Origin of the sequence: Arthrobacter sp. UYEF3 (assembly GCF_040546245.1) — a bacterium.
Lineage (GTDB): Bacteria > Actinomycetota > Actinomycetes > Actinomycetales > Micrococcaceae > Arthrobacter.
In genome coordinates, this window is sequence record NZ_JBEPNK010000001.1 from 108,152 (window position 1) to 134,201 (window position 26,050).

General features: G+C 67.0%; 20 protein-coding genes and 1 tRNA gene. 16 read left to right on the plus strand and 5 right to left on the minus strand.

What is annotated here, in order from left to right; all coding sequences use genetic code 11:
- Positions 1-9 precede the first annotated feature (9 nt).
- Both hrpA and ABIB14_RS00460 read right to left on the minus strand, forming a co-directional pair.
- Positions 10-4,023 (minus strand): ATP-dependent RNA helicase HrpA, encoded by a 4,014-nt coding sequence (gene hrpA, locus ABIB14_RS00455; protein ID WP_354233296.1) that lies wholly within the window; start codon positions 4,021-4,023, stop codon positions 10-12.
- An 87-nt stretch (positions 4,024-4,110) separates the two neighbouring features.
- Complete coding sequence (locus ABIB14_RS00460) at positions 4,111-4,278, minus strand: hypothetical protein (RefSeq protein ID WP_354233297.1); 168 nt, start codon at positions 4,276-4,278, stop codon at positions 4,111-4,113.
- A gap of 81 nt (positions 4,279-4,359) precedes the next feature.
- On the opposite strand from ABIB14_RS00460, the gene ABIB14_RS00465 reads away from it, so the two are divergent.
- On the plus strand, positions 4,360-5,325 hold the full coding sequence (locus ABIB14_RS00465) for a GlxA family transcriptional regulator (RefSeq protein ID WP_354233299.1): 966 nt from the start codon (positions 4,360-4,362) through the stop codon (positions 5,323-5,325).
- Between the two features lie 12 nt (positions 5,326-5,337).
- Here ABIB14_RS00465 and ABIB14_RS00470 read toward each other — a convergent pair whose 3' ends face one another.
- The 3 genes from ABIB14_RS00470 to ABIB14_RS00480 all read right to left on the minus strand — a co-directional run bounded on the left by ABIB14_RS00470 (position 5,338) and on the right by ABIB14_RS00480 (position 7,094).
- Entirely contained in the window at positions 5,338-5,622 is a 285-nt protein-coding gene (locus ABIB14_RS00470; RefSeq protein WP_354233300.1) for a protealysin inhibitor emfourin, read from the minus strand.
- 40 nt (positions 5,623-5,662) lie between these two features.
- On the minus strand, positions 5,663-6,709 hold the full coding sequence (locus tag ABIB14_RS00475; RefSeq protein WP_354233301.1) for a M4 family metallopeptidase: 1,047 nt from the start codon (positions 6,707-6,709) through the stop codon (positions 5,663-5,665).
- A gap of 309 nt (positions 6,710-7,018) precedes the next feature.
- A tRNA-Arg gene (locus ABIB14_RS00480) sits at positions 7,019-7,094 on the minus strand.
- A 172-nt stretch (positions 7,095-7,266) separates the two neighbouring features.
- On the opposite strand from ABIB14_RS00480, the gene argS reads away from it, so the two are divergent.
- From argS to atpB, 15 genes are all read left to right on the plus strand, one after another.
- Positions 7,267-8,931 (plus strand): arginine--tRNA ligase, encoded by a 1,665-nt coding sequence (gene argS / locus ABIB14_RS00485; RefSeq protein WP_354233302.1) that lies wholly within the window; start codon positions 7,267-7,269, stop codon positions 8,929-8,931.
- 5 nt (positions 8,932-8,936) lie between these two features.
- Positions 8,937-10,418 carry a diaminopimelate decarboxylase gene (gene lysA, locus ABIB14_RS00490; RefSeq protein WP_354233304.1) on the plus strand — a complete coding sequence of 494 codons (1,482 nt, stop codon included), beginning with the start codon at positions 8,937-8,939 and terminating at the stop codon, positions 10,416-10,418.
- Positions 10,419-11,750: a homoserine dehydrogenase gene (locus ABIB14_RS00495; RefSeq protein WP_354233306.1), complete on the plus strand. Its 1,332-nt coding sequence runs from the start codon at positions 10,419-10,421 to the stop codon at positions 11,748-11,750.
- On the plus strand, positions 11,751-12,857 hold the full coding sequence (thrC, locus tag ABIB14_RS00500; RefSeq protein WP_354233308.1) for a threonine synthase: 1,107 nt from the start codon (positions 11,751-11,753) through the stop codon (positions 12,855-12,857).
- A gap of 2 nt (positions 12,858-12,859) precedes the next feature.
- Entirely contained in the window at positions 12,860-13,846 is a 987-nt protein-coding gene (thrB, locus tag ABIB14_RS00505; RefSeq protein ID WP_502909570.1) for a homoserine kinase, read from the plus strand.
- A gap of 309 nt (positions 13,847-14,155) precedes the next feature.
- Positions 14,156-16,315: a transcription termination factor Rho gene (rho, locus tag ABIB14_RS00510; protein ID WP_354233309.1), complete on the plus strand. Its 2,160-nt coding sequence runs from the start codon at positions 14,156-14,158 to the stop codon at positions 16,313-16,315.
- 188 nt (positions 16,316-16,503) lie between these two features.
- Entirely contained in the window at positions 16,504-17,577 is a 1,074-nt protein-coding gene (gene prfA, locus ABIB14_RS00515) for a peptide chain release factor 1 (protein WP_354233310.1), read from the plus strand.
- 31 nt (positions 17,578-17,608) lie between these two features.
- The gene (gene prmC / locus ABIB14_RS00520) at positions 17,609-18,517 is read left to right on the plus strand and encodes a peptide chain release factor N(5)-glutamine methyltransferase (protein WP_354233311.1); all 909 of its coding nucleotides are present in this window, start codon (positions 17,609-17,611) and stop codon (positions 18,515-18,517) included.
- A complete protein-coding gene (locus ABIB14_RS00525) occupies positions 18,514-19,275 on the plus strand; it encodes an L-threonylcarbamoyladenylate synthase (protein WP_354233312.1) in 762 nt (253 codons plus the stop codon). The genes prmC and ABIB14_RS00525 overlap by 4 nt, the downstream gene beginning before the upstream one ends.
- A 1-nt stretch (position 19,276) precedes the next feature.
- Entirely contained in the window at positions 19,277-20,188 is a 912-nt protein-coding gene (locus ABIB14_RS00530) for a glycosyltransferase (protein WP_354233314.1), read from the plus strand.
- Between the two features lie 6 nt (positions 20,189-20,194).
- A complete protein-coding gene (locus tag ABIB14_RS00535; RefSeq protein ID WP_354233315.1) occupies positions 20,195-21,130 on the plus strand; it encodes a glycosyltransferase in 936 nt (311 codons plus the stop codon).
- Positions 21,131-21,297: 167 nt separating this feature from the next.
- On the plus strand, positions 21,298-23,148 hold the full coding sequence (locus tag ABIB14_RS00540) for a polysaccharide biosynthesis protein (protein WP_354233532.1): 1,851 nt from the start codon (positions 21,298-21,300) through the stop codon (positions 23,146-23,148).
- A complete protein-coding gene (locus tag ABIB14_RS00545) occupies positions 23,145-24,170 on the plus strand; it encodes an MraY family glycosyltransferase (protein ID WP_354233316.1) in 1,026 nt (341 codons plus the stop codon). Before ABIB14_RS00540 ends, ABIB14_RS00545 begins: the two co-directional genes overlap by 4 nt.
- A gap of 80 nt (positions 24,171-24,250) precedes the next feature.
- On the plus strand, positions 24,251-24,736 hold the full coding sequence (locus ABIB14_RS00550) for a Cg1360 family ATP-synthase-associated protein (RefSeq protein WP_354233317.1): 486 nt from the start codon (positions 24,251-24,253) through the stop codon (positions 24,734-24,736).
- Between the two features lie 449 nt (positions 24,737-25,185).
- Positions 25,186-25,986, plus strand: coding sequence for a F0F1 ATP synthase subunit A (atpB, locus tag ABIB14_RS00560; protein WP_354233320.1), 801 nt, complete (start codon positions 25,186-25,188; stop codon positions 25,984-25,986).
- Positions 25,987-26,050 lie beyond the last annotated feature (64 nt).

Genomic DNA, 26,050 nt, shown 5'->3' on the forward strand with positions numbered 1-26,050 from the left:
GGCGAAAGGCTACGCCGGCGCCAGCGCCTTGTTCAGCACGGCCCGGATCCGCTTTTCGGAGACCGAATAGGCGGTTCCGAGCTCGACGGCGAAGAGGCTGACCCTTAGCTCCTCGATCATCCAGCGGACCTGGGTTAACTCCGTGCCAATGCGCCGGCCGGGCAACAGCGCGGACACGGCGTCGTCGTAGTCGTCCTCGAGGGCCTGGACCGCCGCCATGTGCTGCGCATCCCGCTGAACGTTGCCGGGGAGCTTTTCGAGGCGCTTCTCAATGGCAGCGAGGTAGCGGGGCAACTGGCTGAGCTGGGCGTAGCCCGTGCGTGCCACGAAACCGGGGAAGACGAGCTGCCTGAGCTGGCTCTTCACGTCGTTGAGCGCACTGATCAGGGCCGGGCTGCTGGTGCCCTTGAGCTGCTTCTCTGTCCGCCGAGTGCTGGCGAGGATCCGTTCGACGACGGCGGTGACGGTGAAGACCGTGTCGATCAGTTCGGCACGGACCTGCTCATACAGCGAGCTGAACGATGCCTCGTCCCACGGCAGCGCGGCGGGGGTGAGCTTGTCGATCGCAGCCAGGGCGCAGTCCGCGATCAGCGCCGAGACGGAGCCGTGCGGGTTCTGGCTGAAGGTCAGTTTCTCGGTGTTGTTCAGGTGTTCCAGGACGTAGCGGTCCGGCGGCGGCACTCTCAGCGCGAGCAAGCGGATCACACCGCCGCGCATGGCCTGTTCCTGCTCCGGGACGGTCTGGAAGAGCCGCAGCGACACGGACGTGCCCTCGTCCACGAGGCCCGGATAGCCGGTGACGGTGTGGCCCTGGACCGTGAACTGTACCTGACGCTGCACGGTTGCGAAGCTCCAGTCCTTAAGGCCGGACAGCTCGGCGAAGCCAGCCGGGGCGGCGGTCGCGCCTTGTGCAGGCAAAGCCGGCTTTCCGCCCGCCCTGCCGTTCGCTTTGGCCTGGCCGGAGGCCTTCGGTGCCGTCGTTGCTGGCGTGGCACCGAGGGACTCGGCGATGGCCCGGCGGGTGGCGGGGGCCAGCTTCTCCTGGAGCGCCGCGAGGTCCTTGCCCTCGTCCAGCACCTTGCCGCGGGAGTCGACCACACGGAAGCTGACCCGCAGGTGCGGCGGCACGGCGGCCCAGTTCCAGGACCCCGGCGGGATGACCTGGCCGCGGATCCGGCGCAGCACGAGTTCCAGCGAGGGCTCGAGGTCGTCCGCAGCGGGGTCGAAACCGGCCTCCAGCGCCGCGACGGACTGGCGTGCGACGTCGGGCGCCGGGACGAAGTTCTTGCGGACGGCCTTGGGCAGCGACTTGATCAGCGCCGTGATGAGTTCCACCCGCTGGCCGGGGATCAGCCAGCGGAAGGCGGCGTCGTCCAGCTGGTTCAGGAACAGCACCGGCACCTCCGCGGTGACTCCGTCGGAGGGGTTTGGTTGTGAACCGGGCGCGACGGGGTGGAATTCGTAGCTCAGCGGCAGTTCGAAGCCCTTGTGCAGCCACGTCTTCGGGTACGCGGAGTCATCCAGCGCGGCGGCGTCCTCGCTGATCAGCAGCGACCGGTCGAAGTCCAGCAGCGTGGGGTCCTGCTGGCGGGCATCCTTCCACCATTTGTCGAAGTGGCGTTCGGAAACGACCTCCTTACCGATCCGGGCGTCGTAGAACTCGAACAGCGTCTCATCATCGACCAGGATGTCGCGGCGCCGCATCCGCGCCTCAAGCTCCTCCACCTCGTGGAGCAAGGCCCGGTTGCGGTGGAAGAACTTGTGGTGGGTCTGCCAGTCGCCCTCCACCAGCGCGTGCCGGATGAACAGCTCACGGCAGAGCTCCGGATCCACCCGTCCGTAGTTGACCCGCCGGCTGGGAATGATGGGCACGCCATAGAGTGTGACTTTTTCATGCGCCATCACCGAGCCCATCTTCTTGGACCAGTGCGGTTCGCTGTAGCTGCGCTTAATCAGGTCCGGTGCCACCTGCTCGGCCCAGAGCGGATCGAATTTCGCGGCAACCCGGGCCCAGAGCCTGCTGGTTTCGACCAGCTCGGCGGCCATCACGAAGGTGGGGGCTTTCTTGAACAGGGCCGAGCCGGGGAAGATCGCGAAACGGCTGCCCCGGGCGCCGGCGTACTCGCGCTTGCGTTCGTCCAGGATGCCGATGTGGCTCAGCAGCCCCGAGAGCAGGCTGATGTGGATGCCCTCGTGGTTGCCCACCGGATCGGTGAGCCGTTTGTTGTCCAGGCTGATGCCCAGCGGCCGGGCGAGCTGGCGCAACTGGGCGAAGAGATCCTGCCATTCCCGGACCCGGAGGTAGTTGATGAACTCGTTGCGGCAGAGCCGGCGGAAGGCGGTGGAGGAGAGTTCCTGCTGTTTCTCCTGCAGGTAGTTCCACAGGTTCAGATAGCCGGTGAAGTCCGAGTTCTCGTCGCGGAAACGGGCGTGCTTCTCGGCGGCCAGCTGCTGCTTCCCTGAGCCGTCGCCCTGGGGGCGCTCGCGCGGGTCCTGGATGGTGAGGGCGGCGGCGAGGATCATCACCTCGCGGACGCAGCCGCGCTTGCCCGACTCGACGATCATCCGGCCCAGGCGTGGATCCACCGGCAGCTGGGCAAGCTGCTGCCCGACGGCGGTCAGGCCGCCGCCGTTCCGGCCGGAAGCCGCCCGGCGTCCGGGTCCGGCGTCGGCGTTGTCCGTCGGCTCCTGCGGGCGCGCCGCGCTGAGGGCGCCGAGTTCGCGCAGGAGGGTGACGCCGTCGTTGATGGCGCGGGAGTCCGGCGGCTCCACGAACGGGAAGTTCTCCACGTCCTTGGGACCGCGGGCCACACCCATGGCCGTCATCTGCAAGATGACAGCGGCAAGGTTGGTGCGCAGGATCTCCGGATCGGTGAACAGCGGCCTCGACTCGAAGTCCTCCTCCGAGTAGAGCCGGATGGTGATGCCGTCCGAGACGCGGCCGCATCGGCCGGAGCGCTGGTTGGCCGAGGCCTGGGAGACCCGTTCGATCGGCAGCCGCTGGACCTTGGTGCGGTGCGAGTAGCGCGAGATGCGGGCGGTGCCGGTGTCGATGACGTACTTGATGCCGGGCACCGTAAGGGAGGTTTCCGCGACGTTGGTGGCCAGCACGATCCGGCGTTTGCTGCCGGGGTGGAAGACCTTGTGCTGCTCCTGCAGGCTCAGGCGGGCGAAGAGCGGGAGAACCTCGGTGCCGGCCAGCCGCCGGTTCGTCTGGATCCGGGCGTTGAGCGCCTCCGCGGCGTCGCGGATTTCGCGCTCGCCGGAGAAGAAGACCAGGATATCGCCTGGGGCTTCAAGGGCGAGTTCGTCGACGGCGTCGCACACCGCGTCCAGCGGGTCCCGGTCCTCTTCGAGTTCGTCGTCGGAGGCCGCGTCTGCATCGTCACCCGCGGCGCCCGCCCCGCCGGCCGGCTGGGACAGCGGCCGGTAGCGGAGCTCCACCGGGTAGGTGCGGCCGGACACTTCGATGATGGGCGAGGGCGCCTCCTCGCTGCCGAAGTGCTTGGCGAAGCGCTCCGGATCGATGGTGGCCGAGGTGATGATGACCTTCAGGTCCGGGCGCTGGGGAAGGATCCGTTTGAGGTAGCCGAGTATGAAGTCAATGTTGAGGCTGCGCTCGTGTGCCTCGTCGATGATGATCGCGTTGTACTTGCGCAGCAGCTTGTCGCGCTGGATCTCGGCCAGCAGGATGCCGTCGGTCATCAGCTTGACCTTGGTGGAGCGGCTGACCTCGCCGGTGAAGCGGACCTGGAAGCCGACCTCCTGGCCGATCTCGACGCCGAGTTCCTCGGCGATGCGCTCGGCGACCGTCCGCGCGGCGAGCCGGCGCGGTTGGGTGTGGCCGATCAGGCCATTGTCGCCCAGACCCAGTTCCAGGCACATCTTGGGGATCTGGGTGGTCTTACCGGAACCGGTCTCACCGGCGATAATGGTCACCTGGTTTGCGGCGATGGCGGCCATCAGGTCCTCGCGGCGCTCAGAGACCGGCAGCTCGGCGGGGTAGGAAATATGCAGTGTCATGGCTGCACACAGTCTACTGGCCGCGCGGCCGGACAGAGATTTGCCCGGTAACTCTGCGGGGCCGGGCAATTCGTGCAGGGGAGCGGCTTAGAAGATTCGCAGGTTGTAGCTGGTGCTGGGAAGATCGTGTCCCATCCAGTACTCCTCCGAGCGGACGGGCGGGTTGTGGCCGAGTCCGTCTTTCGTGAGGCTGCGCAGGGTGGCGGCGACGGCGGCAAGGATCAGGACGATGAGGGCGATTCCGATGAGTTCCATACCTCCATGGTTCGCCGATGCGGGCTTCAACTGAAGTGGCAGAAATGACCAAAAAGCTATAATTTCTGCCACACTGGAAGCATGATCAATTCAGTGGCAGTGATCGTGGTCCCTAACTTCTCGATCTTCGAGTTCGGGACCGCCTTCGAGGTGTTTGGCGTCGACAGGTCTGACCGCGCCACCGGTGTGCCCGCCTTTGATTTCCGCGTCTGCGCGCCGGAGCCGGGCGACATTGCGATGAAGTCGGGGCCGTCGATGCACGTGGAACTCGGACTCGAGGCGACGGCTGATGCGGACCTGGTGATCATGACCCCGTTCGGCAAGGATTCGGACGTTCCCGAGTCCGTCCTGGAGGCGCTTCGCGCTGCGCATGCCCGGGGGGCGTGGGTCATGTCGATCTGTTCCGGGGCCTTCGCGCTGGCCCGGGCCGGCCTGCTGGACGGCCGACGCTGTACCACCCACTGGCACTTCTCGCAGGAGCTCGCCGCCCGCTACCCGGCCGCGCTGGTGGACGAAAACGTGCTCTACGTGGAGGACGACCGGATCATTACCAGCGCCGGCACCGCCGCCGGCATCGACGCCAGCCTGCATTTGGTCCGGGTGGAGCTTGGCGCCAACGTGGCGGCGAGCATCGCCCGGGACATGGTGGTTCCACCGCACCGTGACGGCGGCCAGGCGCAGTACATCGACCGGCCGATGCCGAGGTGTGGTTCGCAGCCGATGGAAGAGCTGCTTGGCTGGATGGTCCGGAACCTGGACGAGGACCACTCCGTCAACGAACTGGCGGCCCGCGTCCACATGTCGCCGCGGACGTTTGCACGGCGGTTCCAGGCTGAGACAGGCGCGACTCCCGCTGCGTGGCTGAACTCCCAGCGGGTGCTCCGGGCGCAGGAGCTGCTGGAGACGACAGATCTCAACATTGATGAGATCGCCCGGGAAGCGGGGTTTGGCCACTCGGTGCTGCTGCGGCACCATTTCGCCAAGGTGCTCGACACCAGCCCGCAGTCCTACCGGCGGACCTTCCGCGGGCACCTGGCGGCGGTCTAACTTGGCGGCCGCCTAATCCGGCCGGGCGGGCGACTCTGCGGCGGCGCGCATAGTGTCGACGAGGATCCGCCAGGGACCGATGAGGTCCTGCTCCGGCAGGGTGGCGCGGCGCTCGCCGGCCCGGATCCGGTAAATGTAGCGATCCGGCCGGGCCGTGTTCCCGGCGGGCAGCTCGTCCCAGGGACAGGCCTCGACAAGGGGCTGCCACTGGCTCCGGTCATCGGGGGTGACCGCCTGCACGCTCCAGACGCGCTTCATCCCGGCAATGCCACCGCTGCGCTGGACACTGATCTTCACGGGCTTACTTTCACTGGCTTGATCCTCCGGCAGGCGCCGTTTAAAGCCTCACTTTCACAGTGTCCCACGCCTGCCGGACGGCGTCATGCTCGGCCGATTCCGCTCCGTAAAGCTCTTTGGCGGACGCTGCGGTGGCCTTGGCGAAGGTGCTGAAAGTTGCGGCGGCAGGCAGCGACCCTCCGGTCAGTGTGTCGTACCAGATGCGCCCCGGAGTCTCCCACGCCTTGCCGCCCAAGGTTGTCGCGGCAAGGCAGAATGCGCGGTTGGGAATCCCCGAGTTCAGGTGCACCCCGCCGCTGTCGGCACCGGTGTGGACATAGGAGTCCATCGAGTCCGGCTGCGGATCCTTGCCGAGCACGTCGTCGTCGTAAGCGGTTCCGGGCGCCTTCATGGAGCGCAGCGCCGTGCCCTGGACCTGGTCCGTGAAGAGGCCCTCGCCGATCAACCAGCTGGCCTCCGAGGCGGACTGCTGCTTCACGTACTGCTCCACGAGGGCACCAAAGACGTCCGAAAGCGATTCGTTGAGCGCTCCGGCCTGGTTGCGGTAAGCGAGGCCGGCGGTGAACTGGGTGACGCCGTGCGCGAGCTCGTGGCCGATGACGCTCAGCGAGGCCGTGAAGCGGTTGAAGACCTGGCCGTCGCCGTCGCCGAAAACCATCTGGCTGCCGTCCCAAAAGGCGTTGTCGTAGCGCAGGCCGAAGTGCACGGTGGCGTCCAGGGGCAGGCCGTTGCCGTCAATTGAGTTACGGCCGAACGCCTCCGCATAGAGCCGGTGCGTGCTGCCCAGGCCGTCGTAGGCTTCATCCGCGGCCGGATCGCCGGTGGCTGGTTCGCCGTCCCTGCGCACCAGCACGCCGGGCAGGTTCTCCGAGGCCTTCGCGTCGTACACCGTGCGTTGCGGCGGCCCCGGTGTGAGCTGCCGCAGCCCCGGGGGCGTGACGGGCGCCGCGGCCACCCGGGAAGCCTGGAAACTCTTGACGTGACGCAGTGCTTCCTTTGCTGCGCGGGCCGCAATTTGAAGACGCGGCTCCTGATGCTGCGCTGCCAGCCGGCGCAACAGGTAGGGAGGGATGATGGAGCAGTACATGTGAGACCCCTTACTTCTGCCGATGCCAACAGACTACGAGGGGGCCCCGACATTTGGCAGGGTCGGCGCCGGAGAGCCTCCTCGCGGGCTGGACATGCCCGCCCCTGCGCGTGTGCGATGGACATATTGGCACTATGTCCATCCGTGGCGGCAGCCACGGGACATGTCCAGCGCCGGGCGGCCCCAGGCAGGGCCGGGCCGGGGCGTCGGTGATCGGCGCGCAGGCCGCGGCCAAGGTCGGCCGGACGCGCCGGCCTCTGGGAAGGAACGCAAAAACCCCGCCGTTTCGCTGAAACGGCGGGGTTTTGGTGGTGCCCTCGATTGGAATCGAACCAACGACCTTCTGCTCCGGAGGCAGACGCTCTATCCCCTGAGCTACGAGGGCAATCGGGGATCCTGCCGTTACCGGCGGGACGTCCTAGAGCTTAGCAGGAAGGTGGGCTCCAACGGAAAATCGCGTGTCCCGCACCGCCCGCACCCATCCCCCGGGAACACCGCAGCCGAACATGACGACGCCGTAGTTCCGCGCTGCTGCGGGCCCCCGGTAGGCTAGAACCGTGACCCCAGAAGAACTCTCCCTCGCCATATCCGCCTGCCTGAAGGACGCCGTCGCTGCCGGTGAAATCGCCCTCGCCGCCACCGACATCCCCGAAGCCGTGCGTGTGGAGCGACCCAAGAACAGGGAACACGGGGACTGGGCCACCAGCATCGCCCTCCAGCTGGCGAAGCCGGCCGGAACCAACCCGCGTCAGCTCGCCACCCTGCTCAGCGCGCGGCTGGCCTCGATCGCGGGAGTCTCCGCCATCGACGTCGCCGGACCGGGATTCCTGAACATCACAGTCGACGCCGCCGCAGCCGGAACCCTCGCCAAGGCGATCGTCGAAGCAGGGCCCGCCTACGGGACCAACACCGCGCTCGCCGGCCGCACGGTCAACATGGAGTTCGTCTCGGCCAACCCCACCGGGCCGCTGCACATCGGCCACACCCGCTGGGCCGCCCTGGGCGACTCGATTGCCCGGGTGCTCCGGGCCTCCGGTGCCGACGTCACGGCGGAGTACTACATCAACGACGCCGGCTCGCAGATGGACGTCTTTGCGCATTCGGTGCTGTCCCGGCTCCACGGCCGCGGCGTCCCGGAAGGCGGCTACCCCGGCGAATACATCGCGGACCTCGGCCATAAGGTCCTGACGCAGCACCCCGACATCCGGGAACTCACCGACGTGGCGGCGCTGCCGGTGATCCGCGGTGCTGCCTACAAGGAGCAGCTCCATGACATCCAGGCGACCCTGGCTGAGTTCGGCGTCGAGTTCGACGTGTTTTTCTCCGAGCAGGAACTGCACGACGCCGGCGCCATCGCGGACGCCGTCGCCCGGCTCCGCGAGCAAGGCCACGTCTTCGACGACGGCGGCGCGGTCTGGTTGCGCACCACCGACTTCGGCGACGACAAGGACCGCGTGATGATCCGCGCGAACGGCGAGCCGACGTACTTCGCCGCCGACGCGGCGTACTACCTGTCCAAGAAGGACCGCGGTTTCACCGAGAAGATCTACCTGCTCGGCGCCGACCACCACGGCTACATCAACCGCCTCAAGGCGATCGCTGCCGCTGCCGGCGATGACCCTGAGGTCAACATCGAGGTGCTGATCGGCCAGCTGGTCTCGGTCAACGGCGCCAAGCTGTCCAAGCGGGCCGGAAACATCATCGAGCTCAAAGACCTGATCTCCTGGCTGGGCAAGGACGCCGTGCGGTACTCCCTGGCGCGCTTCCCGGCCGACTCGCCGCTGACCCTGGACCCGGAGCTGCTCAAGAAGCACAGCAACGAGAACCCGGTGTTCTACGTCCAGTACGCGCACGCCCGGTCGCGCGGCGCCGCGCGCAACGCCGAGGCAGCCGGCGTGGACCGCAGTGTTGAAGGGAAAGAGGCCTTCGACGCCGCGTTGCTGGACCACGCGACCGAAAACGAGCTGCTCTCGCACCTGGGCAGCTACCCCTCTATCGTGGCAAAGGCCGCCGAGCTGCGCGAACCGCACCGCGTCGCCCGCCACCTGGAAGTCATCGCCGGCGCCTACCACCGCTGGTACGACGCCTGCCGCATCACGCCCCTGGGCGGGGAAGACATCACCGACCTGAACCGCACCCGGCTCTGGCTCAACGACGCTACCAGCCAGGTGCTCGCCAACGGACTGGACCTGCTGGGCGTCTCGGCGCCGGAACGGATGTGAACGCCATGACCGCGAATCCGCATAAGGAACATGCTGCCTCCCCGCTCGCCCCGAACTGGCTCGCTGTCCCGGACGACCTCAATGCCCTGCACGAACCGATGTGGGCTGCCGGCGCGGCGCGCACCGACGCCGGCGAACTCGCCATCGACGGCATCCCGGTCAGCGACCTGCAGCGGCAATTCGGAACGCCGCTGTTCGTGATGAGCGAGAGCGACTTCCGGGCCCGTGCCCGGGCGTTCCAGGATGCGTTCAACGAGGCGTTCTCGGATATCTGCGGGGGAGTGGACGTCTACTACGCCGGCAAATCCTTCCTGTGCACCGCCGTCGTCCGCTGGGTCGAGGAGGAAGGCCTCCGGCTGGACACCGCCTCCGGCGGGGAACTCGCCGTCGCGGCGATGGCCGGCATTCCCGGCGCCGCCGTCGCCCTGCACGGCAACAACAAGTCCGACGCCGAGATCCACCGCGCCCTGGACATGAAGCTGGGCCGGATTGTCGTGGACAGCCTCGCCGAACTGGAGCGGGTAGCCGTTATCGCCGCGAACCGCGGCGAACGGGCCAAGGTCATGCTGCGGCTGACCCCCGGAGTGTACGCGCACACCCACGAATTCATCGCCACCGCGCACGAAGACCAGAAGTTCGGCCTCTCGATGGCCGGGGACTCGACCGACCATGCCGGGTTGTCCGCCGCGGAGGAAGCCGTGGCGGCCGCCGCCGGGCATGAGAGCATCGAACTGCTGGGCCTGCACTGCCACATTGGCTCCCAGATCTTCGAACCGGACGGATTCGCCCTGGCCGCGCAGAAGCTGCTCGACTTCCTGGCCGCGATGCAGTCCAAATACTCGATCGTGCTGCCCGAGCTGGACCTGGGCGGCGGCTACGGCATCGCCTATACCCCGGCAGACACCCCGCGCCCGCCGGCGGAAATCGCACGGGCGATGGCCGCCGTCGTCCGCGCCAAGGTGGCCGAACTGGGCATAACCGCGCCGCGGATCTCGATCGAGCCGGGCCGCGCGATCGTGGGCACCAGCACCTTCACGCTCTACGAGGTCGGCACGTGCAAGACGGTACGGGTCGACGCCCCGGACGGAGCTCCCGGTGAAAACACGGCAGAAAACGTTACGTACCCGCGCCGGTATGTGTCGGTGGACGGCGGCATGAGCGACAACGCGCGCCCGGTGCTTTACGACGCGGATTATTCCGCAATTCTTGCCTCCCGGGCCTCCGGCGCCGCCCCGCAACTGTCCCGAGTGGTGGGCAAACATTGCGAGAGCGGCGACATAGTTGTTAGAGATGTATATCTGCCCGAGGACGTGGCAGCCGGTGATCTGCTCGCTGTACCGGGAACCGGCGCCTACTGCTGGGCCCTGTCAAGCAACTACAACTATCTGGCCCGGCCGGGCGTTGTCGCGGTGCGCGATGGGTCGGTCCGGCTCATTGTCCGCGGCGAAACCGAACAAGATCTGCTCAACCGCGACATGGGAGTCTGAATGACGGAAATGCGAACCCTGAAAGTGGCCCTGCTGGGCTGTGGCAATGTCGGGGCCCAGGTTGCGCGGATTCTAATCGACGACGCTGAGACTCTGGCGTCTCGTGCCGGCGCCCGCCTGGAGCTCAGCGGCATCGCCGTACGCAACCCTGACGCCCGCCGCGACGTCGAACTGCCCCGTGAGCTGTTCACCACCGACGCCGACACTTTGGTCAAGGACGCCGACCTGGTGATCGAGCTGATGGGCGGCATCGAACCTGCGCGCACCCTGATCCTCACCGCGATCCGGCACGGCGCCTGCGTCGTGACCGGCAACAAGGCGCTGCTGGCCCAGGACGGCCCGACCCTCTACGAGGAGGCCGACAAAGCCGGGGTGCAGCTCTCCTACGAGGCCGCCGTCGCGGGTGCCATCCCGATCCTGCGCCCGATCCGGGACAGCCTCTCCGGGGACCGGATCACCCGCGTGCTGGGCATCGTCAACGGCACCACCAACTTCATCCTGGACCAGATGGACACCACGGGCGCGCAGTTCGCCGACGCCCTCGCCGAGGCTCAGCGCCTCGGCTACGCAGAAGCGGACCCCACCGCCGACGTCGAGGGACACGACGCCGCAGCGAAGGCCGCGATCCTGGCCTCCCTGTCCTTCCACACGCGTTTCGCGCTCGAGGACGTCTTCTGCGAGGGCATCAGCTCCGTCACCGCCTCGGACATCGCCGCCGCGAAAGACGCAGGCTTCGTGATCAAGCTGCTGGCCATCGCCGAAAAGCTCGGGGCCGCCGGCACGGAAACAGGCGAGGGGACCGACGGCGTTTCCGTCCGCGTCCACCCCACTCTCCTGCCCCGCGAGCACCCGCTGGCCGCGGTGCACGGCGCGTTCAACGCCGTCTTCATCGAGGCCGAAAACGCCGGCGAGCTGATGTTTTACGGCCAGGGCGCCGGTGGTACCCCGACGGCCTCGGCCGTGCTGGGAGACCTGGTCTCGGCGGCCCGCCGGATCGTCCTGGGCGGACCGGGGCGCACCGAAACCACCACCGGTCATGTCCCCGCGCTCCCCATCGACGCGGCCGTCACCAGTTACTACATCGGCCTCGACGTGGCGGACCAGCCCGGCGTCCTGGCCCGGATCGCGCAACTCTTCGCCGAGCACGGTGTTTCCATCGAAATCATGCGGCAGACCATCCACCGCGACTCCGCCGCCAAGGCGGAGTCGGCTGAACTCCGGATCGTTACGCACCGCGCGAGCGAAGCCGCGCTGGCAGCAACCGTCGAGGCCGTCAAGGGCCTCGACGTCATCAATTCCGTCACATCCGTACTGCGGGTAGAAGGGGTCTAAGTGGCTCACCAATGGCGCGGAGTCATCCGCGAATACGCCGAACGACTGCCGGTCACCGAGGCCACCAAGGTCATCACCCTGGGCGAGGGCGGCACCCCCCTCGTGCACGCTCAGAAGCTCTCCGAGCTCACCGGCTGCACCGTCTACCTCAAGGTCGAGGGTATGAACCCGACCGGATCCTTCAAGGACCGCGGCATGACCATGGCCATGACCGCGGCCGTCGCCTCCGGAGCCAAAGCCGTGGTCTGCGCCTCCACCGGCAACACCTCAGCCTCCGCCGCGGCATACGCGACGTCCGCCGGGCTGCAGTGCGCCGTGCTGGTGCCCGAAGGCAAGATCTCGATGGGCAAGCTCAGCCAGGCGATCGCGCACGGCGCGACGCTGCTGCAGGTGGACGGCAACTTCGACGACTGCCTCGACATCGCCCGCAAACTCGGCGAGTCCTACCCGGTGTTCCTGGTCAACTCGGTCAACCCGGCCCGGATCGAGGGCCAGAAAACCGGCGCGTTCGAGATCGTCGACGCGCTCGGGGACGCCCCGGACATCCATGTGCTTCCGGTCGGCAACGCCGGCAACATCAGCGCGTACTGGAAGGGCTACAAGGAATACGCGGCACCCTTCGAATCCGCCACCGCCGGACGGCTTGCCGCCGTCGCCACGAAGACGCCGGTGATGTGGGGCTTCCAGGCCGCGGGTGCCGCCCCGTTCGTCGCCGGACACCCCATCACGGAGCCGGACACCATTGCCACCGCCATCCGGATCGGCAACCCCGCGTCCTGGGACACCGCTGTCGCGGCCCGGGACCAATCCGGCGGCGTGATTGAAGCCGTCACCGACGAGGAAATCCTCTCCGCGCACCGCTGGCTCTCCGCCCGCGAAGGCGTGTTCGTGGAACCCGGCTCCGCAGCCGGGGTCGCCGGGCTGATCAAAAAGCACGCCGCGGGCGAGGTCCCCGCGGGTAAGACCATCGTCATTACTGTCACCGGCCACGGCCTGAAGGATCCGCAGTGGGCCCTGCGCACCGAGGACGGCAGCGAGGTGCAGCCGGTCAAGGTTGCCAACGACGTCGTCACGGTGGCCGCCGAACTGGGACTGGAAGAAAAATAGCTTTGGAAACCACGCTCACCGTCCCGGCCGAATCTCCCGCCGACACGCCGGCGGTTCCGGCCGGGCTGGCTGTCACCGTCCGGGTCCCGGCCACCAGCGCGAACCTGGGCCCGGGCTACGACAGCCTGGGGCTGGCTCTCTCACTGCACGACACGCTGACAGTGGAAACCCTGGAGAGCGGGGAGCTTGAATTCGAGCTCAACGGCGAGGGCGCGGACACGCTGCCGCGCGACGCGAGCCACCTGGTGGCACGGGCCCTTACCGAGGCCTTGCACCTGCTGGGCTTCCGCCACGATGGGCTGCGGATCACGGCGGACAACGTCAACCCGCACGGCCGCGGCCTCGGCTCCTCGGCCGCCGCCGTGGTTGCCGCCGTCACGGCCGCAAACGCACTGGTCCCGGCGGCGTCGCGGCGCGGCAAGGACTGGATCCTGCAGCTCACTTCCAAGATGGAAGGCCATCCGGACAACGTCGCACCCGCCATTTACGGCGGACTGGCGCTGTCATGGCAGGACAGTGACCAGTACAGCAGCACCTGTGCGAGGGTGGATCCCGCCATCGTTCCGGTGGTCGCGGTGCCGGACTTCGAGCTGTCCACCGAAGCCGCCCGGGCGCTGCTCCCGGCCTCCGTGGGACACCACGCGGCGGCCATGAACTCGGGCCGGGCAGCGCTGCTGATCCACGCGCTGACGCAGAAGCCTGAATTACTGCTGCCGGGAACCGAGGACTACCTGCACCAGCACTACCGTGCCCAGGCCATGCAGCCGAGCGCCGGGCTGATCGCGGCGCTGCGGGATGCCGGCCACGCCGCCGTCGTGTCCGGCGCGGGACCCACCGTGCTGGTACTGGCGGCCAGCGAAAAGGAAGCGGCCGACGTCGTCGAGTTCATCGGAGCTTTTACTGCGGCCAACACGCCGGACGTCACCTGGCGTGTGATGAAGCTGGCTGTGGACACTGAAGGTGCTAAAGTGGAATTGCACCGGCGGTAAGCACGCAAGTTTGTCAAAAGACCGCGATGTTGGCCAAGTTGCCCTCTCTCATCTTTCACTGCGCAATATTTTCCGGTGCCACCTGCTTTCGGTCTGACGCAGGAAGCTGCAGAATTCCTCTGTACCGCTGAAGTGTCAGCCGCCGTTCCTCCATTTCGGGACGCGTATTGGTGTAGCAGTATCCGGCCCTGCTGGCGAAAATCCAACCGGCAAGGCCGAAAATCCCGGCTGCAGATCTGAACTGCAGCCCAGATCAAATCACCGCGTCCAGCTCCTAGCCTGGACGCCGTCGAGGGGGAAGGATCCTTCGTGACCGAAACCACTGAGCTGTCTTCAGCTGTGGAACTATCATCTTCTGCTGCCGAACCGGCAGCACCCGCCAAGAGCAGCGGCCTCGCAGGCCTCAAGCTCGCCCAGCTCCAGGCCCTGGCCAGCCAGCTGGGGATTTCCGGGGGCTCGCGGATGCGCAAGGGCGATCTGGTGACCGCCATTTCCGCCCACCGTGCCGGTACTCCGGTCAGCAAGGCGCCCGCCCGCGCAGCCGAGAAGGCTACCGACAACGGCACTGTCGCCCAAGCGGCTCAGGCCCCTGCACCCGCAGCCGCCTCGTCCGAGGCTCCGGCCCAGGAAAACCCGCGGGCACGTACCCGTGGGCGCAGCCGGCGCGCAGGCAGCGACGGCGTCGTCACCGCCCCCGTTGCTGAGGCGCCCGCCGCAGCAGCGGTGGAGGCTCAGTCCGCCCCGGCCGAAGCCGCTCCGGCCGACCAGACCGCCGAAGGCAGCGACCGCACCCGCCAGCCGCGGACCCGCAACCGCCGCCGCGGCGAGGTTGCCGGTCAGGGGGAAAATGCAGCCGCACCCGCTGCCGAAACCCACACGGAGCAGCCCTCCGCCGAGCAGCGCCAGGAGCGTCACACCGAACAGGGCGGCGACGACGGCCAGCGCCGCGAGAACACCCGCGGCCGTGGCAACCGTGAGGACAACACGTCCGGCAACCGGGACAACGCATCCGGCAACCGGGACAACGCCTCCGGCAACCGCGACAATGCGTCCGGCAACCGGGACAACGCGTCCGGCAACCGCGACAATGCGTCCGTCAACCGCGACAACGACGACGACGGCGGCAGCCGCCGCAACCGCCGCAACCGCCGCGACCGCAACGACCGCAACGACCGCTCCGGCGGCCAGGACAACCGGGACAACAGCTCGCGCAACGACCGCTTCCGCGACCGGAACGAACGCCGCCGCGGCCGTTCCCAGGGACCCGACGTCGACGACGTCGAGGTCACCGAGGACGACGTGCTGCTGCCCGTCGCCGGCATCCTGGACGTGTTGGAGAACTACGCGTTCATCCGCACCTCCGGTTACCTGCCGGGCCCGAACGACGTCTACGTGTCCCTCGCCCAGGTCAAGAAGTACAACCTGCGCAAGGGCGACGCCGTCGTCGGGGCCATCCGCGCCCCGCGTGAAGGCGAAACCCAGCAAGGGAACCAGCAGCAGTCCGCCCGCCAGAAATTCAACGCCCTCGTCCGCGTCACCTCGGTCAACGGCAAGGCCCCGGAGGAGCTGAAGGACCGCGTCGAGTTCGCGAAACTCGTCCCGCTGTACCCCTCCGAGCGCCTGCGCCTCGAGACGGACCCCAAGAAGATCGGCCCCCGTGTCATCGACCTGGTGGCCCCGATCGGCAAGGGCCAGCGCGGCCTGATCGTCTCCCCGCCGAAGGCCGGCAAGACGCTCATCCTGCAGTCCATCGCCAACGCCATCACCACCAACAATCCTGAGGTCCACCTCATGATGGTGCTCGTTGACGAACGTCCCGAAGAAGTCACGGACATGCAGCGCACCGTCAAGGGCGAGGTCATCGCCTCAACCTTCGACCGTCCCGCCGACGACCACACCACCGTGGCCGAACTCTCCATCGAGCGCGCCAAACGCCTCGTGGAAATGGGCATGGACGTTGTGGTGCTGCTGGACTCCATGACCCGCCTGGGCCGCGCCTACAACCTGGCCGCACCGGCGTCCGGACGCATCCTGTCCGGCGGCGTCGACTCCGCCGCGCTGTACCCGCCGAAGCGTTTCTTCGGGGCAGCCCGCAACATCGAAAACGGCGGCTCACTCACCATCCTGGCCACCGCTCTCGTCGAGACCGGTTCCAAAATGGACGAGGTCATCTTCGAAGAATTCAAGGGCACCGGCAACATGGAACTGCGCCTTTCCCGCCATCTCGCGGACAAGCGCATCTTCCCGGCGGTGGACGTCAACGCGTCCGGCACCCGCCGCGAAGAGAACCTGCTCTCGCCGGAGGAAGTCAAGATCATGTGGAAGCTGCGCCGAGTCCTCTCCGGGCTTGAGACGCAGCAGAGCCTGGAGCTGCTGACCAACAAGATCCGGGAGACCCAGAGCAACGTCGAGTTCCTCATGCAGGTGCAGAAGACGACGCTTGGGGCGAAGTCCGATAACGACAAGTAGCTGAGTACAACCGCTCGAAAATTGGCGGCCCCGCCCCTCCGCCGGGTGCCTCACGATCTGCGATCGTGAGGCACCCGGCTACGGCAGGCCCGAAGCCACTCCCTGGCCGCCAATTTCTCGAGCGGTTGTTGGTTTAAAGGGACCGGCCCGCAGTAACTAGACTTGAGAGAGTCGAAAGAGGTTTTGAAATGTTTGAGTCCGTACAGGGGTTGCTGGATGAGCATGCTGCCATCCAGGCCCAGCTTGGGGATCCTGCTGTCTATGCTGACCAGAAGCTGGCCCGGAAGTTGGGGCGGCGCTCGGCCCAGTTGAACGGAATTGTCGAGGCATACCATCGCTGGGAGGCCATCAGCGATGACCTCTCCGCTGCGAAGGAAATGGCGGGCGAGGATCCGGAGTTTGCCGCCGAGGTGCCCGTGCTGGAGGCCGCCCTGGACACGGCGGCGGCCAAGCTGCGCCGTCTGCTCATCCCGCGAGACCCCGACGACGCCCGCAACGTGATCCTCGAGGTCAAGGGCGGCGAAGGCGGCGACGAGGCCGCCCTGTTCGCGGCCGACCTGCTGCGCATGTACACCCGTTACGCGGAATCCCGCGGCTGGAAGACCGAGCTTATCTCGGCCACCGAATCGGATCTGGGCGGTTACAAGGACGTCCAGATGGCCGTCAAGGGCAGCTCCAACGACCCGGCCGAGGGCGTGTACGCGCGGCTGAAGTTCGAGGGCGGCGTGCACCGGGTCCAGCGCGTTCCCGTGACCGAATCGCAGGGCCGCATCCACACCTCCGCGGCCGGTGTGCTGGTGCTGCCCGAAGTGGACGAGCCCGAAGAGCTCGACATCAACCAGAACGATTTGAAGATTGACGTCTACCGTTCTTCCGGCCCCGGCGGACAGTCGGTCAACACCACCGACTCGGCCGTCCGCATCACACACCTTCCCACCGGGATCGTGGTGGCGATGCAGAACGAGAAGTCCCAGCTTCAGAACCGTGAGGCCGGCATGCGCGTGCTGCGCGCCCGCATCCTCGCCCACCAGCAGGAACTGATCGACGCCGAGAACTCGGCCCAGCGCAAGTCGCAGATCCGCACCATGGACCGCTCCGAGCGCATCCGCACCTATAACTACCCGGAAAACCGGATCGCTGACCACCGCACCGGCTACAAGGCGTACAACCTGGACCAGGTCATGAACGGCGACCTGGAGCCGGTGATCCAATCCGCCATCGAGATGGACGAACAGGCCCGCCTCGACGCCATCGGCGACTAGCCAGGTTCCTTGCCGCCGATGACACCTGACAATGAGACCTGAGCCCGGGCCGAGCCTCGCCGAGGCCGTCCGCGAGGCCACCGCCGTGCTGGCCGCCGCCGGTGTACCGAGCCCCAGGGTCGACGCCGAACTCCTTGCCGGCCACCTCCTGGGCGTCGGTCCGGGCCGGCTTCGCGCCATGGTTCTTGGCGACTCGTTGGCGCCGGCCGGTTATGCCGAACTCGTGGCTGAGCGAGCGCAGCGGATCCCGCTGCAGCACATCACCGGCGTGGCGTACTTCCGCTACCTCGAACTCGCGGTGGGCCCTGGCGTGTTCATCCCGCGTCCGGAAACGGAATCCGTGGTCCAGTTGGTGATCGACTGGCTCGTGGACAGGGAGCGAACGCACGGGTTGACGCGGCCCAAGGTTGTGGACCTCGGGACAGGCTCAGGCGCGATTGCCGGGTCGATCGCGCACGAGGTTCCCGGCGCTGAAGTCCATGCCGTGGAGTTCAGCGAGTTCGCACACGCCTGGGCGGCGAAGAACCTCCTCCCGCTTGGCGTCCAGCTGATGCGCGGCGATCTGCGGGACGCACTGTCCGAACACAACGGCAGCTTCGACGTCGTCGTGTCCAATCCGCCCTATATACCCGCTGAGGCAGTCCCCAACGAGCCCGAAGTGGCGCTGCACGATCCGCCCGAGGCGCTGTACGGCGGGGGAGCGGACGGGATGGATCTCCCGACGGCGGCTGCGGCGTCCGCGGCGCGGCTGCTGGTTCCCGGCGGCTACTTCGTGATGGAGCACGCCGAGGTCCAGGCAGGCTGGATCGCCGCGATGCTGGCGCGCTCCGGACTCTGGACCGGGGTGGCAACGCACCTGGACCTCAATGGCCGTGAACGCGCCACCAGCGCCTTGCGTCACACGACCCACACCAGAACTGATGAAAGGATAGGCCAGTGACGACTAGCTACGATTGCGCGGACGCCGATCAGCGCGCCGCAGGACTCGAACACGCCCAGCGGGCCATCCGCGAACACAAGTGCGTGGTCCTCCCCACCGACACCGTGTACGGCATCGCCGCGGACGCGTTCTCCCCCCAGGCCGTAACGCTGTTGCTCGCCGCCAAGGGCCGCGGCCGCACGATGCCGCCGCCGGTGCTGATTCCGCGGCTGAACGCCCTGGACGGCCTCGCCACCGACGTCCCGGCCGAGGCCCGCCGGCTGGCCGAGGCTTTTTGGCCCGGCGGACTGACGCTGATCCTGCACGCCCAGCCCTCGCTGGACTGGGACCTCGGCGAGACGAAGGGCACCGTGGCCCTGCGCCTCCCGGCCGACGACGTCGCCCAGGACCTACTCACCCTGACCGGGCCGCTGGCGGTCTCCTCCGCAAACCGCACCGGCCAGCCGGCCGCGCAGAGCGCCGCCGGGGCCGAGGCGCAGCTGGCGGAATCGGTGGAGGTCTACCTCGAGGGCGGCCACCGGCCGGTCGACGGCAGCGAGGCCGAGCCGTCCACCATCGTCGATGCCACCGCACTGCCGCTGCGCGTGGTCCGGCAGGGCGCCATCAGCCTCGAGCGCCTGCGTGAAGTGGTGCCGGGCGTGCTCGGCGCCGGGGAAGCGGAGCCGGCCATGAACGAAACCCCGGACAGCGGCCCCGCTACCCCCGACGAAACCCCGGACAGCGGCCCCGCTACCTCCGACGAAACATCAAGGAACTGACATGCAGCCCAAAGTCGCCGTCGCGGCCGTAACCTTTGACCGCCACGGGGAACTAGCCCTGCTACTGCAGGGACTGGCCGCGCAGACCGCGCCGATCCACTCGATCGCCCTCGTGGACTCCGGCACCGTTCCGGCCACCGACGTCGTCACGGCCGGCGGAGCGCACAACATCAACTATCTGCGGTCCGAAGCGAACCTCGGCGGGGCCGGCGGCTTCGCGTACGCGATCCTGGCAGCGATGGCCAGCGGCGCCGAATGGATCTGGATGATGGACGACGACGGCCACCCCGAGGACGCCAGCTGCCTGGCCGAGCTGCTGAAGACCGCCAGCGAGCATCGGCTCGACATCGTGAGCCCGCTGGTGGCCGCGACGGCCGACCCGGACCGGCTCTCCTTTAACTTCAGGATCAACGGTCTGCTGACCAACGACCGCTCTCGGCTGGCGCCGATGGGCTACCTCCCGGACATGGTGCACTTCTTCAACGGCGCGCTGATCAGGACCGAGGTGTTCTACAAGATCGGCATCCCGGATGTGAAGTTCTTTATCCGCGGCGACGAAGTCGACTTCCTCTCGCGCGTGAAGAAGGCGGGCCTGAAATACGGCACGCTCGCCACCGTCGCGGTACAACACCCCGCCACCTGGACCGAGATGAAGCCGGTCTTCGGCGGGTTTATCACGCCAGTCATCCCCGAGGGCGAATTCAAACGCTACTGCTACTTCCGCAACCGGGGTTACCTGACCCGCAAGTACCGGAACCTGCGCTGGTTTGGTGCCGACATCATCGGCTTCCCGTACTACTTTCTGAAGGCCGGGGACCTCAAGGGCCTGGCGCACTGGTTCCGCGCCTATTCCATCGGTTTCCGCGGCAAGGGCTTCGGCTCGCCCGCGGAACTGATGTCCGCCAACAGCTAGGCCGCCGTGAAAGACCTGTACGCCGTCGTCGTCACTTACAACCGTGCCGGCTTCCTGGACAATCTGCTCCAATCCTTCGCCCGCCTCGACACCGGCCCGGCGCGGATCATCGTGGTGGACAATGCCAGCAGCGACCACACGGCCGACGTCGTGTCCCGGGCGATCGCGGCCGGCGGGCCGCCGATTGTGTACGAGCGGCTGGGCGAAAACATCGGCGGCGCAGGCGGATTTTCCCGCGGCGTGGAACTGGCACTGGAAACAGGGGCTGGATGGCTGTGGCTGATGGACGACGACGTCGAGGTGCTCCCGGGCGCGGTCGAGGCGCTGGACAAGTTTACGCCGGACTACTCCTGCCTGATCGGCCGCCGTTACGACGCCAACGGCAGGCCCTTTTTCTGGCAGCACCACTTTGTCGAGGCGCTCGGCGTCTTCCTCCCGGTGTCGGGCAATGTTTTCCGACATTCGGAGGTCTTCCGCACCAACGTCGGAAACTTCGAGGGCATGCTGATCAAAGCCTCGGTGGCCCGGAGCATCGGGTTGCCGGATCCGCGCTTCTTCATCACCTGGGACGACCTGATCTACGGCTGGCTCGCAGCTCTTCAAACCCCGGTGGTCTACGTCAACGCGTTCGTCATCAAGAAGGTCCGCGCGCAACGCCAAGTGGACCTGGGCCTGCGCCATCTCAACGATTCGTCCGACCTCAGCCGCCGCTACGTGATGCGGAACCGGGGGCACGTCGCACAGTATCTCAGGGTCCACGGCAGGTTCCACCGGGCCGGATTCGGGGCAGGGACGGCGCTGACGTTCCTGAAGGAAGTTGCCCGGCTCCTCCTCGTCGAACGGACGTTGAAGGGTATCGGCGCGCTCTGGCAGGGATGGCGGGAATCGCGTGCCATCCTCGCCGACCGTGGCTGGAAACCCATGCCCCCGCTGCCGAATTGACGCCCGGTCTGGGACACGGACCCGGGCTGCGGAGGCGGAAGCGATTACTATCGTTCTAGGCCCCGACGCCGTCCGACAGTTTTGCGGCGGGGAATTTTTTGAAACAGGCGGATGGCCGCCGTGGTAGTGGAAGTCGGTTGCAATCTCTGTTGACTACGAAATCTGAAATGCGCGAAGCTGCGGCGGGCCGTGACGAGAAGCCCGCCCTTTGGATCTGGATCCAGCTGTTCCTTGACTCCATGTCCTGGGTCGTGGCGATTGTCCTGGCCCTGCTGCTGCGCTACGAGATGGGAATCCGGGCGGAACAGTTCGCCGGCGCCTTCGCCATCGCCGCCGTCGCCGTCGCCGCCCAGGTGCTCGCCGGCTACGCACTGGCCCTGTACCGGGGCCGCTACCCGTTTGGCAGCTTCCAGGAGGCACGGGCACTCGTCTTCGTCACCGTGATTGTGGCCGCCTCGGTCACCGCGAGCCTGCTGGTGGTCTATGAAGCCATCAACATCGGCCGGAGCGTGGGCCTGATCGCGTTCCCCTTCGCCTGCCTCTTCATGGGGGCCGCCCGCTACGCCAAGCGGCTCTACGTCGAAGGCAAGACCAGGCCCGGCGACGAAGCGCAAAACACGCTGATCTACGGCGCGGGATTTCTGGGCAACTCGCTCCTCACCCGGATGCTGCAGGATCCGGAGTCCCCGTACTTCCCGGTCGGCCTGATCGATGACGACCCGGCCAAAAAGCACCTCCGTCTTTCCGGAGTCCAGGTCCTCGGCCGCGGGGACGACCTCCCGGCGATCATCCGCCGCACCCGCGCGAAAGTTCTGGTCCTGGCCTTCGCCCACGTCGAGGCCCCCATCGTCCGCCGCATCTCGGACGCCGTGGCCGGCCTGAACATCCGCGTGCTGGTGCTGCCGCCGTTGCGGGACATGCTGGGCGGCGGTGCGCCGGACGGCTTCTCCGATTTCCGCGACGTTGCAGTTGAAGACCTGATCGGCCGGCGGCCGGTCGACATCAAGGTCGAAGAGATTGCCGGCTACATCAAGGACAAACGGGTGCTTGTGACCGGGGCCGGCGGCTCGATCGGCTCGGAACTCTGCCGCCAGATCGTGCAGTTCGCCCCGGCGGAGCTGATCATGCTGGACCACGACGAGACCGGCCTGCAGCACACCCAGATCTCCATCACCGGCCGGGGCCTGCTGGCCGGCCGCGATACCGTGCTGGCCAACATCCGCGACGGCGAGGCCCTGTTGGACATTTTCGAGGACCGGCGGCCGGAAGTGGTGTTCCATGCGGCAGCCCTGAAGCATGCCCCGCTGCTCCAGCAGTACCCGGTCGAGGCCTGGAAGACTAACGTTTGCGGCACACTGAACGTGCTGCGCGCGGCCCAGCATGTGGGTGTCTCGCACTTTGTGAACATCTCCACGGACAAAGCGGCCAACCCCACCACCGCCCTTGGCCATTCCAAGCGCGTCGCGGAGAAGCTGACCGCCTGGATGGCAGGCAAGACCGCCAGCAAGTTTGTGTCCGTCCGCTTCGGCAACGTGATGGGCAGCCGCGGTTCGATGGTGCCCCTCTTCACCGAACAGATCCGCGTCGGCGGCCCCGTGACGGTCACCGACCCCGACGTCACCCGCTTCTTCATGACGATTCCGGAGGCCTGCCAGCTGGTGATCCAGGCCGGTGCGATCGGCAGGGGCGGCGATGTCATGATCCTGGACATGGGTGAGCCGGTCAGGATCGTGGACGTAGCCCAGCGGATGATCGCCATGTCCGGCAAAAAGGTCGACATCATCTACACCGGACTGCGTCCGGGGGAGAAGCTGCATGAGGAGCTGGTGGGCACCGGCGAACTGGACCAGAGGCCCCTGCATCCGAAGATTTCACACACCCTGGCGACCGAGCAGAACCCGGACAAGCTGGACCTCAACGTCTGGCTGGCCCGCTGCGAGGCCGAACAGGGCGCCAACATCGCCGAGATCCCCGACGACGAGGCCGATGAAACGGGACCGATCCGGGTGGCGTCGTGACTCCACTGGCCCTGGCGGCCGGGGTCACCCTGCTGGCCAGCCTGCTGCTTCCGCTGGCCGTCAAGCCGTGGCTGGTCCGGATGGGCGTGGTGGACATCCCGTCTGCCCGTTCCTCGCACCAGAAGGCGACCATCCGCGGCATGGGCGTGGCCGCGGCCCTGGCCACCGCCGTCGGCTACTTGGCTGCGGTGCTCCTGCAAGTGGTCACCGTCGACCGGTCCGTGTTCGCCGTCGTGCTGTCGATCATCGCCGCGTGTGCGGTGGTGGGCTGGATCGAGGATCTCCGTGGTCTGTCCATCCGCGGCCGGGCGGCTGCCCAGCTGGGGATCGGTGCAGCCGGCTCCGCTGCACTGATCGTGCTCACGGCCCAGTCCTTCTGGTGGCTGCCGCTGGCGGCCGTGGCGATCGCGGCCTACGTCAACATCGCGAATTTCATGGACGGCGTCAACGGGATATCCGGCCTGCACGGGGTCACCGCGGGCGGCGCCTACGCGGTGGCCGGCCTGCTGGCCGAACAGCCCTGGCTCATGGCCGGCGGCGCGGTGCTGGCCATGTCCTTCCTCGGCTTCCTGCCGTGGAACCTCGGCCGAGGTTCGGTCTTCCTGGGCGACGTCGGCAGCTACCTGCTGGGCGCCTCGATCGCCGCCCTCGCCGTGGCGGGCTTCCTTAGCGGCGTCTACGTCGAATACGTCCTCTCGCCGATCCTCGTCTACGCCGCCGATACCGGTTACACCCTGCTGCGCCGGATCAAGGCGGGGGAGCGCTGGTACGCGTCCCACCGCGAGCATGTCTACCAGCGGCTCACCGACGTCGGCCTTTCGCACCTGCAGTCGGCGGCCGTGGTCACACTGTGCACCGTCGCCGTGATAGTTTTCGGCTTTATCGCCGCCACCGCCCCGCTGCCGGCCGTCGTACTCTGCGTGGCAGGCAGCCTGCTCGTGCTGGGGCTGTACCTGGCGTCCCCGGATCTGATCGGCCGGTTCCGGCGCCGGTCGAAGGTGACCCGCCTGCCCGTAACCTAGCCTTGTTCTATCTCGTGTAGAATTTAGGGGCGGCTTATCGCCGCACTCCTTCCCCTAACAGCCACGAAGATTGGGACCCCATGAGCTCCGACGCCGAGTCCGGACACAAGTCCGGCACCGGATCAGTCGGCGTCTCCGGTCCCACCAGGTCGCTGTGGCTGGGCTTGCTGGCTCTCAGTTCAGCTGCCGCTGCGGGTGTTCTGCTGCTCACCGCTGTCATCGCCTTCGTGTTCAACGGCGGCTTCGGAGCCCTGTCAAGCCTCTTCGGCGGCGCGGTGGTGATGGCGTTTTTCGCCATCAGCCTGGCGATCGGCCACTTCGTTGGACGTAACAATCCCTCCGGTGCCATTGGCATGTTTGTGGCCACCTACTTCGTGAAGGTCGTCGGCTTTGCCGTGGTGCTTTTTGTCATCGGCGCACCGGCCTGGCTGCACGCACGCTGGTTCCTGATCGGCGCCGTCGTGAGCGTGGTCGCCTGGCAGGCGGCCGAGATCATCGGCTTCGCCAGGGCACGGCTGCAAATCTACAACGACCCCGAATCCCCGGAAGGCGGAACCAATGCTTAGACGCAGGTCCGCAGGCAAGAACCCGGGCAGCAAAGCTGCCAAGAACGCTTCCAAAAGTGGCTCACGGACCCCCCGCAGGACCGGTGGCGCCCCCGGCGTGTCGCAGGACGGCAACGACGGCGGGTACAACGCCGGGATCGCCGTCTTCAGCTACATTGTTGGCGGAATCATCGTCTGGAGTTTGATAGGGTGGGGTCTGGATAATCTGTGGGGAACCCGCTGGATTGTGCTCGCAGGCGCCCTGCTTGGAGCCGCGGGAGGGTTCTATCTTTCTCATATGCACGGCCTCACCAGTCAACGGATTCCGACTGGCAGAGAGGGCGCTGCAGGTGGCCCGTCCAAAGACGCGGAACAGTAATGCCAAAAAATTTCACAACGGGAAAGGCTGGCAGGAATGCCGCCGCTCCCCGCCCAACGCCCAATGACGGACACTGCAGAGAGGAAACGCGTTGATCGCGCTTGCGCTCCCGGCCCAAGATTCAGGAGAGTTCACTCCTCCTGGAATTGAACAATTGCACCTGCCGGCTATCCTGCCCTGGGGTGCGGCCGAAGGATTCTCCAAGCAGATGCTGCTGGTGATCCTCTCGGTCGTCATTATCGCCACGTTCTTTTTGCTGGCTGCGCGGAAGCAGCAGCTGGTTCCCGGCAAGCTGCAGTTCGCCGGCGAGGCCGCCTACGGCTTCGTCCGCAACGGCATCGCCAAGGACATCATCGGCGGCAAAGACTTCATGAAGTACGTCCCGCTGCTGTTCAGCCTGTTCTTTTTCATCCTGGTGAACAACATCTACGGCGCGATCCCGGTGATCCAGCTGCCGAGCTTCTCGCATGTCGGCGGGGCCTACGTGCTTGCCGGTGTCGTGTACATCACCTGGATTGCTATCGGCATCAAGAGGAACGGCCTGAAGTACTTCAAGCTGGCCACCGTGCCGAGCGGTGTACCGATCTACATCCTTCCGATCGTCATCCCGATCGAGATCATCTCCAACTTCCTGGTCCGGCCCGTGACGCACAGCCTCCGTCTGTTCGCCACCATGCTGGCCGGCCACCTGATCGTGATGATCGCCGGCTCCGGCATCGAGTTTCTCGTCATGCAGGAGAACGTCCTGCTCAAGGGCGCCTCGGTGCTGGTGCTCGCCGGCTCGGTGGCGATGTACATGCTGGAGGCGCTGATCATGGCGCTGCAGGCGTATGTCTTCACGTTGCTGACCGCGATCTACATCGAAGGCGCGCTGCACGCCGACAGCCACTAGGCACCCACAAACTTCCCCTCGGGGATGAAGCAACCCAAACAACCTGCCACCTGGATGGCATCTT